The sequence below is a fragment of the Bradyrhizobium sp. HKCCYLS3070 genome, from assembly GCF_051167575.1.
In the GTDB taxonomy this organism is placed as follows: Bacteria; Pseudomonadota; Alphaproteobacteria; order Rhizobiales; family Xanthobacteraceae; genus Bradyrhizobium.
Genome location: NZ_JBNPTI010000016.1, coordinates 1 through 13,406, shown reverse-complemented (window position 1 = coordinate 13,406; position 13,406 = coordinate 1). Strand labels below are relative to the sequence as shown.

Below are 13,406 nucleotides of genomic sequence, written 5' to 3'. Positions count from 1 at the left end.
GTCCAACCACGAGAGCTTAGTCGAATCCCCAAAACAAATTCCGCGTCGCCGGGTCATACCCACCCACTTCGAAATGGCCGCAATATCCTGAAAACTAAAATGAACCCCGCTTTGACGCTTCGTGCGAGTCTTCCCAGAGCAGCGGTTAGGCACGCTGGCGCGGTGAGGGACCCCGGAAACCCGTTGAGAGCTGATAACCCGCAACGTGCGAAGCTCAAAGAGCCCCGTGAGGGGCTCTTTCCTTTTCAAGCAGGTTCTCCGCGAACGGCAGACTGCCGCTTTGATCGTTAGCGGCTTTCCTCCTGTGCCCCAAGGGCAATCGCTTCGTTCGCGAAACATCCCCGATGCTCAGCTGAATCCTGGACAACAATTGAAGTTGCTTGGCTCCTTTTGCTTTCGAGACGGGGGTACACTTGAACGATTTTGACCCAGCTATCACCGATGGCCACGACTGGTACTTCATTGAGCAAGGCCAGCGAAAGGGGCCATTCTCTAGCACGAAGATGCTGGAACTCGTGCAATCGGAATCAATCGCCGGCGATACACTGATTTGGCGGAAAGGATTCGCCGATTGGCGATCACTCCGAAGTACCGAACTAGGCGCCTACTTGCGCGACACTCCGCCGCCGGTCGCTACGAATCATGTGAATAACGCACTCGCTTGGACGATTGCGATCGCGCCGCTTGGCTATATGCTGCTCACCGGGGTTGTCCAAGCCTACGAGCTTGAGAACCCTTATGAGGACCATCCAATACTCGCTCTCGTTAACTTCTTAGTACCGGCTGTGATCAACGCGGCACTTTGTCTGGCCGACGAACGCCAGCTCAAGCGCGCTGGGTATTTTGACAAGTGGCTCACCCTGTCTGGAATCCTGCTGGCCCCCGTCTACCTGTTCCTCCGGGCGAAACGGCTGCGACAATTTCCGAGTTATGGGATCGCATGGGCTGTCTGCTTCGTTATCTCAATCTTGATGTCGCTGCCCGGCGGCTTCTTCTTGCGGTAACTAGCAGCTCATGCCTGGATCACGGGCCGCTTCATTGCGACGACCGAACGCAGCGTTCTAAGAGACTAATATTATGAGCAAGACCTTCGCGGTCGGGGACGTGCACGGATGCCTAGACCAACTTCAGCGCCTCATTGAGCTTTGCGAGCGCGAAGCAGGTGCGCAAGGAGCAAAGTTCATCTTCCTTGGCGATTATGTCGATCGTGGGCCAGATAGCCGAGGTGTAATCGACTATCTGATTGACCTACAGAAATGGTCGCCCGACGAAATCATATGCCTTCGCGGCAACCATGAGGATCTGCTGCTCGCCGCGCTCGAAGGCGAAGACGCGGAACTTAACTGGCGCCAGAACGGAGCTCATTCCACTCTGAAGAGCTACAGAGTGACCGCCCCACGTGAACTTCCTGCCAAGCACATCGACTGGATTCGCTCTCTGCCTCTCTTCCATGATGACGGGCAGAGATATTTCGTCCACGCGGGCGTACACCCTGCGCGACCGCTGCATCAGCAACGCCCGCGTGATTTGCTTTGGATCAGGGAGCCATTTCTCTCGAGCGACACTGATTTCGGGCGATTCATTGTGCACGGTCACACGCCAATCCCCAGCGGCGTCCCTGACCGACGCTCCAACAGGGTCAACATCGATACCGGCGCCGTATATGGCCGCGCTCTGACGTCCGCGGTTTTTGCTGCACACACTGCAGCCCCAGTTGGGTTTCTCTCCGCAAACCCAATTCGCGACTGATAAGCTTTAGTGTTACCATCAGCGACGGCTTGGCCAACCTCAATCGTGCCATCAGTGATCATCGACCTTTCCGCCACGAGCGATGATCTCAGCACGAACAGCAAAAGCGAGCTCCCCCACGGGCAGGTCTGCCGTTTTTCGTTGCAAGCTTAAGTCAACTGACTTCCTTCATCGTCAGCATGTTCACTGGCTGCTCCGGCTACGACAACTCCTCATCAAGCAGCCAGCGACACTTGCATCTATCCCAAGCCATCCTTGCATCAAGCTGTTGGCCAATTTGGTAGACGCACCACAAACCCTCCTTGCGTCTCTTCCCTCCGATCGCGTCGTGAACCGGCAGAGCGCATTGATCTCGTCCAACTGCGCTCGACTTAGCTGTCCTCGAAGCGTGAAATAGTCGCGCCATCCTCCATCAGAAGTTGCCAGGCCCTCGCGCGTTGAACCCGCGCCGCTTCATCGTGAACTGAGTCATGCGAGCGATGGCCTTGGCGATCTTTCTGGCCTCCTCCGAGCTCATTTTGCCGTGCCCGAAAGCCCACTTCTGAAGGTCACCCAAGCAATGGATAGTCGCAACCACGATGCCGTTAACGCCCTTCACCACGAACGAATCGGGGTGCACCCGGTCAACGGTCCGGGCGGCGGGAACGACGGTCCATCCGCCAAAGAAACGAACAAAGAATACTGAGTCAAGCCTGTGTATAGGGAAACCTATTAGCGGAACGGAAGCGGAACTGGGTATAATCCTTGCGTAGTACTGAGTCGCATTCTGCAACCAACGATAGGAGCTTGAATGTCGAGACCGCAGGCCCGCACCACGCGACGCCACTGGGAAACACTGAGCGATGACCAGCTCCTCGACACGGAGCTAATGACTGATGATCCCAAAAGCCTACCCAACCTCGTCTATGAACTTCCGGCCGGCCACGAGGAGCCTTATGTGGAATACAAGTACGATCTCAGGAAATCAGAGAGGGAGATGTTTTCCTGCGTACACGGCCACCACCAACACCTTGCCGGCTTCGTCATGCGCAAGGGCGAGTCCCGCTTCTTGGTCGGTTGGATGTGCGCCAAGACGATCTACGGCGAAGACTTCGAGAAGTACACCGCCGACTTCGACGCGGCGGTCAGTCGCCAGGATGCACTACGGCGCGTACGTGAAATCAAGGTCGCGATAACCCCCTTCGTCGAGTACCTCAACGCGATCTCGAGTTCGGAAGTCTTCCGGCACTTTAACCGAGTGCGCGGCCAGCTGGAGACCCAGATGCCATGGGTCTTCGATACGCTGCCCGCCGCCGCTTCTATGGATCGCCAGATCATCGGTGCCTCATTGCCGAAGAGGTTGTGTGCTCCCGGCCTGGACGTGAGGCAGGAGTTCAGCCGGTTGATGGCGGACTTCGCTGCGGCGCAGATCACGCTTGCCGGAGAACCTGAAAAGGTCGCCAGGCTGATAGGATCCGTTCGGAGCAAAATGGAAGGCTTGGCCAAGCGAACAGAAGCAATCCTCGACACGCTCGGTGAAGTGGAAGAGTTTTTCCAGCCTATGGCGTTGACGGCCATTTGCAAGCTAGCGAATGAACACGACAACCCAAAGCGCAGAAAGTACGAGGCTGGGTTACTCTCGCTGTCGTGTAAAAGAGAGCGCGAGAAGACAACCATCACGATGCCGAAGGGCTTCGTGCTTCCATCTCGAAGGCCACTTGAGGCATTTCGGTCAGCGCTAGCTGGCGTGAAGGTCTGATTTCGGATATGGCTGATGGCCACATCCTTCACAGCGTGCTCGTTCAGGGCCGCCTTGCTTTTGCAATGCGTCGGGCTTCGGCCGCACGGGGCCATGAGCTTGGCCTCCAGATCTTCACGCCTTCGCTATTGGCGGCACGCCTTGCAGGCGGACTGCTACGCCCTGCCTCCCGCGAGAGCATTGAAATCGGCATTCGCACAGCGCTGATGCAGCCGGACCTATTGGAGGACATTGCTCCAATATCAGACCTGCCCGGAACACCCCGGGCCGTGCTCCGCTCCCTTCAGAATGTTTGGCGCTCAGGCTTCGACCTACGGAGCGAACCGCATGCCGCGCGGCCGCGTATCCGGGATCTGGCACGAATTGAAGATGCGGTACGTCTTAAACTGCAGCCGGGCGAATGCCTCCTCCCTGACCTATGCGATTTAGCGCGCGCCGCAGTGCAGTCCGCTCCTCGCGTAGTCGGTCCGCTTCGCATCGAGGGGGTTCACGCCCTCGACCCAATCTGGCGGCCGCTGATCAATGATTTGCGAGAAGTAATCCAGGTTGATTGGGACGCGCCGGCTTTCTGTGAGACCAGTTGGTTCAACGGCACGCCTAGACATGCCGCCGCCAAGACCGGAAAGAGCCGCGCGGTGTCTTGCGCAGACCCGCATCACGAGGCCCTTGAAGCCATGCGGTGGGCCCGCGAACTTCTCGCTTCCGGGCGAGCGCGCGCTTCCGAAATCGCCATCACGACAACGGATCCAGCGGCCTGGGATGACTACGTGCTTGCGCTCGCCTTGGCGTCTGACCTGCCGCTGTGTTTCGTTCACGGGCGGCCGGCGCTCGCAACGCGAGACGGTCAACGTTGTGCAGCCCTCGCAGACGCGCTGCAGAGTGGACTAAGCCAAGCTCGCATGCGCAGGTTGCTTTCCCTGGCTGCCAACCAAGGAACAATCTTGGATGACCTGCCAGATCGCAGCTTACCTGTATCGAGTGAAGCATCCCTCTCAACCGCGGCAGATTGGGAACGCGCCCTCGCCCCGTTTCCCGAAACCGCATCGATCCTGGTGCCCATCCTGAAGCTCCTTGAATCTGGTCCGGCTTGTGCCGAAGAGGCAGCCAAGTTGCTGCTTCGCGGACGCTCCCGCAGGCTCTGGGACGAAGCCTTGCGATCAGCGCCTGCGTCCGCGCTCATGTTCTCGCTCGAGACTTTGCGTGTCGCCGACGACCGGGACCCTGCTGATTCTGTCGTGTGGTGCTCAGCCGATCAGCTTGCTGCATCGCCCCGTCGCTTCTCATGGCTATTGGGCCTCACAGTTAGCGGATGGCCGCGCAGCAGCGGCCTGGATCCGATCTTACCCGATTACATTGTTGCGTCCGCATTGCTCGACCCTGACCCGATAGAGGCAGCAGATCGACGTTGCTTCGAAAACATTCTCGCCTTCACTCAAGAGGCAATGCTCTCGAGCGGAAGGCTAACCAACGAAGGCAAACGAGTCGGACTGAGCAGTCTTATCCCGGAAGTCGAAAAGATCGAAGTTTATCATCGAGAAAGGCCAACCGATCATGCGCTGACTGAAGCTGATCGTCTCCTTGCCCGGCCACATGACCGGAGCGCGGATCCGATCGTTTCCTCCGCGATGGCCGCTTGGCACAGCTGGGGCTTGCGAAGCCTCACGCCGCACGACGGCCTCGTAGCAGTGGAGCATCCGCTCCTGTCGGCACTGCTCCATAAGCCCCAGTCGGCCACGTCGCTATCACGACTTCTGCGAGACCCTCTGGCCTACGTTTGGTACTACGCGTTGGGATGGCGCGATCTGGTTCACAAAGAACGTGGACTTGTTCTCCCATCCGACGATATGGGCCGTCTTGTCCACGAACTGCTTCGACGCACAGTCGATCACCTCGAGCCGGAGCCTGGATTCACGGTAGCTGCGCGGCACGAAATCGAGGAAGCCCTTGCGATAGCGTCCACTCACGTAATCGATGGTTGGCCATTGGTCACGAATGTGCCGCCCCCCGTGCTTTGGATCAACACGGTCAGGCAGGCGGCCGAAATGAGTCTAGCCGGGCTTACTTTTGAGACGTTCACGGAAGCTGGAACGCGCTCCTGGACGGAACTGCCGTTCGGCGGCGAACTACGCCAAGGTGACACACCTAACTCCTTGCCGTGGGACCCGGCTCAATCGGTCGTTCTCCCAGGCACGGGGATTCACATCCGTGGCACCATCGATCGCCTCGATCTTCGCGCTTCAGCAACCGCTGTGCGGGTCACCGACTACAAGACCGGACAGAGGCCAAAGGACCCCGATCAAATGAACATCAACGGCGGCGCGGAACTGCAGCGTGTCCTTTACTCGCTGGGCTGCCGCCAACTGTTACCTGACACACAGCCACTGGTGTCTCGCCTGATCTATCTTCGTCCGCCGGTCAAGGCTTCGCCTCTCAAGAATCCTGACGGCTTCATTGATTTGGTCGCTGCTTGGGTGAAGCTTGCGCGCGGCGTCTTAGAGGCCGGCGTCGTCTATCCGGGCATTGCCACCATGCCCGACCGATTCGGAAGGATCGCTCTACCCGCAGGCGTCAGCTACATCGAGCGCAAAAGCAACGCCATTCGCGAAGCGGCAGGTCGAGAACTCGCAGCCTATTGGGGGACGAAGTGACGCCGGGGCCCGACGATACGCAACGGCAGCGCGCGCTCACGGATCTGGACTCTACGCTCCTAGTCGAGGCGTCGGCGGGCACGGGCAAGACCTCACTCCTTGCCGGGCGTGTGGTCATGCTGCTCGCCGCAGGACGCCCGCCCTCCAGCATCGCCGCCATCACCTTCACGGAGCGCGCAGCCGCCGAGCTCCGCGAGCGGGTCGACAAATTCGCCGGCATGTTGGTCAATCGCATCGTACCGAAAGACCTCGAGCCTGCATTTCGCCAGCGACCTCTGAGCGAAGATCAAGCCAAGGCATTGGCCAGCGCACGAACGAGCATTGGCGAACTCACGGCCTCGACGATCCACAGTTTCTGCCTGAGCATTCTTCAGAGCTACGCAGTAGAAGCGCGTATCGATCCTGGCGCTGCCGTCATGGATGCGGAGCAGACCGACCTCGCCTTCGAGGCCATATTCGACTCCTGGCTTAACGGACGGCTCGGACATGATGCGCGGCCAGGTGATCCGATCGTCGTCATGGCTGCGCACGACCCTAATCTCGCAGTCAAGACGCTGAAGTCGTTGGCCAAGTTTCGTCGTTCTCATCCAGAGGCTCGACCGCTACCGCCGCCCCACTATGCTGACCCAGTCCACGAGCTGGTCGACGCAGTAGCCGACTTTCGGCGCTGGATCGGTCGCGTCGCGGCCCCCAACGAAGCTACGGACGACGTCGTCGCGCTTGAACAACTCGCTAGTGCGCTCGCGCCAGCAACTTCGGGCACTCTCGACTTCTCGCAATTGTGGTCACTCGTTCATCTGAAAAGCGACGCGCTGCTCCCGCGTGGAGGACACACTATTACCCGGTACAAGGGACGCATAAACCTTTGGTCGAGATCGGCAGGTAAGAATGATGGCCCTCAACTCTCTGCAGCAGCCAAGGAGCACTATGAGCGGTGCACAAAGCTGTTTGCCGATTCCATAGGCGCGATCGCCGATACGCTGCTGACCAATTTCTTCGGCGAAACAGACGAACTCATTGCCGCATTCGATAACTTCAAGCGCAGCGCCGCCGTGCTCGACTTCGACGATATTCTTATTCGCACACGAGAACTCCTGCGCGCGCGGACGACGGTGCGGGAAGAAGTCGCGGCGCGCTATCGCCATATTCTCGTCGATGAATATCAGGACACGGACCCCATCCAGTCAGAAATCCTGTTTCTCATCTCAAGCGAGCCGGGAGACTCAGAGTCGTGGGACGGCCACAGCCTTCGACCCGGAGCGCTGTTCATGGTCGGCGATCCCAAGCAAGCGATCTATCGCTTTCGTCGTGCCGACCTCAAATCGTATCTGCGCGCACGTTCGGCGGTCGAGTCGCAGTTTCCAGGGAATGTTCTCCCGATCTCGGCAAACTTTCGCTCTGGAAAGAGCATCCTCGAACATGTCGATAGGGTTTTCGCCCAACGATTGACAAGGCAGCAAGGCGGCTATGCCGCCCTCAAGCCGACCGTTACCGAAGATCCCAGCCGCATTCAGAGCATCGCAAAGCTGAGCTACGACGTTCCCCCAAACAGCTATGTTAACCCAATCCGTGATCTCGAAGCGAAGGCGGTGGCTGATCTTTGCGCGAGCCTTGTCGGAAATGTGTGGGTTCGCCGCTCAAGCGGGAAGATCGTGCGCGCAGAACCAGGTGACATCGCTCTCTTGGTTCCTCGGCGGACGCAGCTCTGGCGATACGAACGCGCTCTCGAAGAAAAAGGACTACCGGTTGCCTCGCAGGCGGGCAAGAACCTCTATCGGCGACAAGAGACTCAAGACTTCGTCGCCCTGGTGCGCGCGCTGGCGGATAGTCGCGATACCCTAGCCTTGGGGGCACTCCTTCGCGGGCCACTCATAGGTCTCACCGAACGCGAACTCCTCGATATCACTCATGGCCTGCGGGAGCAGGACAAGGACGCTACCTTAAACCTGAACACGGATATCTCGGGCGTGCAGCATCCTGTCGCACATCATGTCATCCGGGGCTTGCAAGCAATGTGGCGCAAGCGACGTGGGACGACGCCTTACGCGCTGCTTTCCGAGGCAGTCGAGCTCCTCCGAATTGTCCCGAGCATCGCCGGCCGGGGCTCAGATCAACAGGTCCGCTCACTGGGCAATATCGGCATTCTCCTCGAGCGCGCACGAAGTTACCATGTACGCGGCCTCAAACAACTGGCCATTGATCTAGGTTCCGAGTGGGAGACTGAACTCCCAACCGACGAAGCTCCGTCGGATCATCAAAACGACAGCATCAACATCGTCACCGTTCACAAGGCGAAGGGTCTCGAATGGCCGATCGTCATTCCGATCAACTTTGTGACCATGCCAGAAAACGACGATGATTTCTTCTTTCGTTCGATCGACAACAGCGTGCACTGGACCCTCGGCGACGTGATTTCAAGCACGCTTGATGCAGCAGTTGCAGCCGACCGGGCAGAAGCCTCAGATGAACGCGAACGGCTGCTCTACGTCGCTTGCACTCGGGCTCTCGACTTGCTCGTCCTTCCCGCCCCCAGTTGGACTCCCGACGGCGGTTGGGCGAAATTCTTTAATCTAGGTCAGTCCACACTTGCGGAGATAGATCACCCGTCACCACAACCTGTCGAACCGCCTCTGCCTTCCGGGGCAAACGATCAAACGGCCGCGATTTTTGTCGCTGAACTCGAACGCATCGATCAGCAGAACCCTGGGATCGAGTGGTACCGTCCCAGTCTAGCAGATGTAGATCGAGAACTGCTCGACCGCGCAACAATCGATATCGGCGCCGACGAGGGAGATCCCGGAGTTGAGGCAGTTGTTGTTGGAGCCGGTGTCCTGCGCGGGATAGTCCTGCACAAGCTCATGGAGGAATTGTTGACGGGCCAGCTGCCGCCGGACCTCGCACATCTGACCGAACGGGCCTCGATACTCTCACAAGAAGCAGCCGGTTCGGCGAAACCTGATCCTTTGGAGATGGCTACCACCGCCTTGCGCACCTTCTCACATAGCGAGCTGATGCCCTACATCACAAAGCTGATTCCAGAGGTACCGCTTTTTGGTGCCCGTTCCGGGACGGTTCTGGTGTCTGCTCGCGCCGATGCTATCGCTTTCGAAGCCGGCACCGCCGTCGCCGCGTTTGACTGGAAAAGCGACGTGGCACCCACGAAGGATAACCATGATGCCTATGCGAGCCAATTGCTCGAATATCTTGAATTGAGTGGAGCAGAGAAGGGGGCCGTCGTCTACATGACGTCGGGCGAAATTCGGTGGATCCGCAGGAATCCCAGCGTTGAGGGCAAGAACCTCGTCTGAGAGGTCACAACTTGGTTAAGCACTCGTGAGTAATGGTCAGGCATAGGCCTCCGCATATCCAAGAAACTCCGCGTGTTGCGTTCGTTCGGCATCCCATCGCGTCGCTCCCTTGGGCCTGTCGCGATGCTCACAGACAGTAAGCAGGAGTCTCCGTTTCGCGCGGGAAATTCCGACGAAGTATGCAGCACGCTCCTCGTCGATCTTTCCCCAGAACGTCTCTTCTTCCACGCCCATCATGATCACGGTGTCGAACTCCAGCCCCTTGCTCTTGTGGATCGACATGATCCTGACGGCTCGATCAGCCGAAAAGGCGGAAAGCGCCGTAGATAGCTCTGTTCCGTCGGCGAGCAGATCGGATATCCGAGTCACGGTATCCTCAACCAATTGGTCCAACCGGTTGCCCTGCGCATAGTCCGCTGAAAGGGCCACTACGGCGTCCCGTCCGACCGTCGCGATGAGTTCACCCACCAAAGTCTTGGCGGTGTTGCGATCACTGAGCTTCAGCTGCTTGTCTGAAATTCGCTGGCGAACGCCGCCAACGAACCGCTCCCACCGGGAGCGAGCACGGTACTCCTGTTCGTCATCGAGCTCTTCGCTGTAAACGACGGCGTCGAGCAGCCGGCGATACGCCTCCGGCTGAGCACTGCCGCCGACCACGAGAAGAAAGTCCGTTATTAGGCGCACAACAGGTTCAGAGGCGAGATCCTGCGCCTGGTCTTCCTCGCGAAACGGGACCTTCCGCGCTGCCAGTGCGGCGCTCAGTTCTTGGCAGTAAAGGTTCTGCTGCTTGCTGACGAGCACCGCGATCTCAGAAGGTTCAATGCCGTCGTTGTCTATCCAGCTACTTATGGCATCGGCGAGATGTGACGCTTCCTCGTTGGCATCTTTGAAGCGAAGAATGTCGATCTGACCCTCCTCCCCTTGCAACTCGCCGTCGTCGAGCGCGGCGGCGGAGTCCATGACGCGAACCATCGCATTCTGCATCCGACGAAGTCGCGGTGCTGAGCGAAAGTTCTGGTAGAGGTTCAGTGGCTTTGCCCCGAAATCCGACGCGTAGGTCTTGAAGATGCCTTCCAGCGCACCGGCCCACCCCATGATCCGCTGCTTAGTATCGCCGACAGCGACGAGCTTAGCGCCAGAGCCAAGAAAGCAGGCAGTTATCAGCTCGTACTGCTCCTTTGTGCAGTCCTGAAATTCATCGAGAAAGACGTGGCTGTAGGTCTGCCGGATGGCATTCCTCGCGATCTCACTCGTCTGGACGATCGTTACCGCCAGCGGAACCATGTCGGCGAAGGTGATCGACTGCTTTTGAATACGCCTCGGTCCGATGCTGTAGCCGGGATCGAGAGCGTCTCGGCCAGTCAGCACAAGGCGGAAGCGGTCAATAATTCGCTTCGCGAAAGCATGAAACGTATGGCTGTCGAACCGCGCAGCCAGTTCGTGGCCGCACCGCATACGAACCCTTGCCTTCAGATTCTGGCTCGCGTCGACCTTGAATGAAATGGCAAGTATCCGCTTTGGATAGCGACATGTGCCGGTTCGCAGGAGAAAGTCCGCCCGCTGCGCGAGCATCTCCGTCTTGCCGGCGCCCGGGCCTGCGGTCAGAGCCAAATTTCGATCAATCTCTGTCGCGGCAACCAAGGCGTTTGGTTCGAGCTTGAGATTGTCCGACGGAGCCCATCGGTCAACTCTGATCATTCTGGCAAGGCCTTCAGCTCTTTGCGGATGCGTTTGAGTAGCCGATCAAGCACATCGGGCATCCCGTCCAGCAGGTCCTTATCCGTCAGGCTGGCCATCGCCTGAATGTGCCAAGCTGGCTTGCTGCCGAGCTTGAAGCGCGAGTTGTATGCATCGAAGTATTTCAGTTCCTCATCCGTGTATTGGTTTCCGACAACGTCATGATTCTTGCCTAGCACAGCTTTTAATCCGTCCTCGTCGGGGTCCTCCAGGTCATCATCCTTTACATCGTATGCCGCCGGATAGGCGGTCATCATGAGGAAATCGAGATCAAGTGGCGACGAAAAGAACACGCCGTGTTCTTCGAGGCGAGCGAACCATCCGTCATCGTCCACCATCAAGCCCTTGTCGTCGTCCCATTTTGGAATAGACTTTACTTGATCACTTTTCAGTCCGATTTTCGCTACATCGCTGTACGCCAGCAGCTGCTTGGCGGCATACTTTATTCGGCCCCATCCTCCCTGGTGCCGTGCGAGATCCAAGTCCAACAGCGTGACATGCGGTATGCCGAGACCATGCAGCAGGCGCCAGAAGTGATTGACGTGTCGGCCACCCAGCGGAACGACGGAAATAGAAGCGTCGTCCGTGAGGATTCCGTCTGCAGCCATGAGCCGCGGCAGAACCACCTCCTCGCTGTCTCCTTCGCCCAAAAGCACGAACCGCGAGAAATAGAGCTCTGGAAAGGCTTGAACGCCCTCGCGCACGAACTTGAGTGCCTCTTGATCGCGGGGCAATTCGATACGCTTGGTAACTGTTGTCCGCTGCTCGTCGAGCCGCATGTATCGAACGCTCTCTGGAGGAACCCGCCGCAACAATGAAGGGGAATGGGTGGCAAGCACGGCTTGCGCATCCTGCCCTTTGGCGAACTCTTCCAGAGTCCTGACCACCCGCCCAAGGTAGTGCGGCGAGAGGCTGTTCTCGGGCTCCTCGATGGCGATCAGAGTGAAGACGGCGGGTCGCAGTTTGTCGATGTCGAATGCGTCGCTTAGTTTGCCGCTGAGCACCCTGGTGCCGATCTGATGCACACCAAGTACAATCGAGAGGTACAAGATCGACTGTTGTCCGTCGCTAAGACGAGAGAAGTCGACCAGCTGCTCCCCGTGGCCTGGTGCAAAGCCAATGCTCAGATGGCGCAGAAGATTCTCAAGTTCGCTACGACCGAAGGAGATCGATGGGTCTGCAAAATAGTCGCCCTTGTGCAGTTTGCCCCATTGAGCGGCCAGCGCACTCGTTATCCCTTCGATGGCTCCGTTCTCACCGAGGGCTGAGCTGATCTTCTCCGTCAGATCGGATATCTCTTCGCGCGCCGCCGCCCAATCCGCTGCGCGTAGCGCGCGTCCCAACAGCGCGTTAGTCGAGTAGGAGATGTGATCAGCGGGGTCGCGGCGAGCAGGTAGGTAGTGGACTTGGATTGCATTCCGATCATGCTTGGCTACGCGTCCTTCCTCTAGCGGATTTCCATCGTCGTCCACCTTGATGACAAACGTGAAATTCTCCTCGACGTCGCCATCCTGATCGAGTTTGGCATGCAGTCGAAACCTCACTTGCACGGGCCCTTTGACGCCGGCCAACTGCATATGGGCAAAATTGCCTGGAACCGCAGGTGCCGCCTTGCCGCTCCCTTTGCCTAAGAGTTCGGGAAATTCAAAATCAGCTTCGATCCACAGCTTCCGCTCCGCTGGTGCCTCGTTCGGCTTCTCGTCATGAGGGACGTGGAAGTCGGACTTCTTCACCTTGCGTTGCGCAGGATCGAGGCTGAACATCCTCGCGAAGGCTTGCAGGATGGCCGTCTTGCCGGCCCCGTTGGGGCCAAGAAAAAACGTCAGATCGTCGAGATCTAGTTCTGTGTGGTCCGGACCAAACGACCTAAAGTTGCTTAATCGCACGCGCACAAGCTTCATATTTTCCCCACTCCCGTGATGCCAATCAAGCTTCGTTTAGGAAGCGAAGATATGGAGTTTCCGGCCCAGGTTGCTCCTCCGACACGGATTCCGACCGGACGGCTAGGCTGCTCCATGAAGTGCTTGTGTTTGTACCAGAAAGTTCCCTACTTTCCCATGCAAGTACAGACCTTTGAAGCAAATCAGTCCTGAAAGAAACAAAACTATCCGGCTGGAGTAACGCGAGGGCCCGGCTTTCGCGTTGAAGATGACCTTGCCCCCTGGGCTTAATCCAGTTTTGAGTTCGTTCTGGCCCACGACAAGGACCAGGACATGAAGCGCAGCC

At 58.2% G+C, this 13,406-nt stretch carries 8 protein-coding genes; 5 read left to right on the top strand and 3 right to left on the bottom strand.

Translation table 11 applies throughout. The features are described from left to right. Positions 1 to 413 precede the first annotated feature (413 nt). From ACQR03_RS30130 to ACQR03_RS30110, 5 genes are all read left to right on the top strand, one after another. Positions 414 to 1,004 carry a DUF4339 domain-containing protein gene (locus ACQR03_RS30130; protein ID WP_434842204.1) on the top strand — a complete coding sequence of 197 codons (591 nt, stop codon included), beginning with the start codon at positions 414 to 416 and terminating at the stop codon, positions 1,002 to 1,004. Positions 1,005 to 1,077: 73 nt separating this feature from the next. Continuing rightward, positions 1,078 to 1,749, top strand: coding sequence for a metallophosphoesterase family protein (locus tag ACQR03_RS30125; protein ID WP_434842205.1), 672 nt, complete (start codon positions 1,078 to 1,080; stop codon positions 1,747 to 1,749). Between the two features lie 790 nt (positions 1,750 to 2,539). Further along, positions 2,540 to 3,487, top strand: coding sequence for a hypothetical protein (locus ACQR03_RS30120; protein ID WP_434842206.1), 948 nt, complete (start codon positions 2,540 to 2,542; stop codon positions 3,485 to 3,487). An 8-nt stretch (positions 3,488 to 3,495) separates the two neighbouring features. Then, entirely contained in the window at positions 3,496 to 6,135 is a 2,640-nt protein-coding gene (locus ACQR03_RS30115) for a PD-(D/E)XK nuclease family protein (protein ID WP_434842207.1), read from the top strand. Then, positions 6,132 to 9,443, top strand: coding sequence for a UvrD-helicase domain-containing protein (locus tag ACQR03_RS30110; protein ID WP_434842208.1), 3,312 nt, complete (start codon positions 6,132 to 6,134; stop codon positions 9,441 to 9,443). Before ACQR03_RS30115 ends, ACQR03_RS30110 begins: the two co-directional genes overlap by 4 nt. Positions 9,444 to 9,479: 36 nt before the next feature. Here the strand turns inward: ACQR03_RS30110 and ACQR03_RS30105 are convergent, their stop codons facing one another. From ACQR03_RS30105 to ACQR03_RS30095, 3 genes are all read right to left on the bottom strand, one after another. Beyond that, positions 9,480 to 11,141 carry a UvrD-helicase domain-containing protein gene (locus tag ACQR03_RS30105; protein WP_434842209.1) on the bottom strand — a complete coding sequence of 554 codons (1,662 nt, stop codon included), beginning with the start codon at positions 11,139 to 11,141 and terminating at the stop codon, positions 9,480 to 9,482. Then, positions 11,138 to 13,081 (bottom strand): ATP-dependent nuclease, encoded by a 1,944-nt coding sequence (locus ACQR03_RS30100; protein ID WP_434842210.1) that lies wholly within the window; start codon positions 13,079 to 13,081, stop codon positions 11,138 to 11,140. The genes ACQR03_RS30105 and ACQR03_RS30100 overlap by 4 nt, the downstream gene beginning before the upstream one ends. 102 nt (positions 13,082 to 13,183) lie before the next feature. After that, positions 13,184 to 13,406: hypothetical protein (locus ACQR03_RS30095; RefSeq protein WP_434842211.1), on the bottom strand; the 223-nt coding region annotated here is incomplete at its 5' end.

Coding starts and splice junctions, on each gene's coding strand:
- ACQR03_RS30115 (WP_434842207.1), top strand. CDS start 3,496: ATGGCTGATGGCCACATCCTTCACAGCGTGCTCGTTCAGGGCCGCCTT.
- ACQR03_RS30125 (WP_434842205.1), top strand. CDS start 1,078: ATGAGCAAGACCTTCGCGGTCGGGGACGTGCACGGATGCCTAGACCAA.
- ACQR03_RS30120 (WP_434842206.1), top strand. CDS start 2,540: ATGTCGAGACCGCAGGCCCGCACCACGCGACGCCACTGGGAAACACTG.
- ACQR03_RS30100 (WP_434842210.1), bottom strand. CDS start 13,081: ATGAAGCTTGTGCGCGTGCGATTAAGCAACTTTAGGTCGTTTGGTCCG.
- ACQR03_RS30105 (WP_434842209.1), bottom strand. CDS start 11,141: ATGATCAGAGTTGACCGATGGGCTCCGTCGGACAATCTCAAGCTCGAA.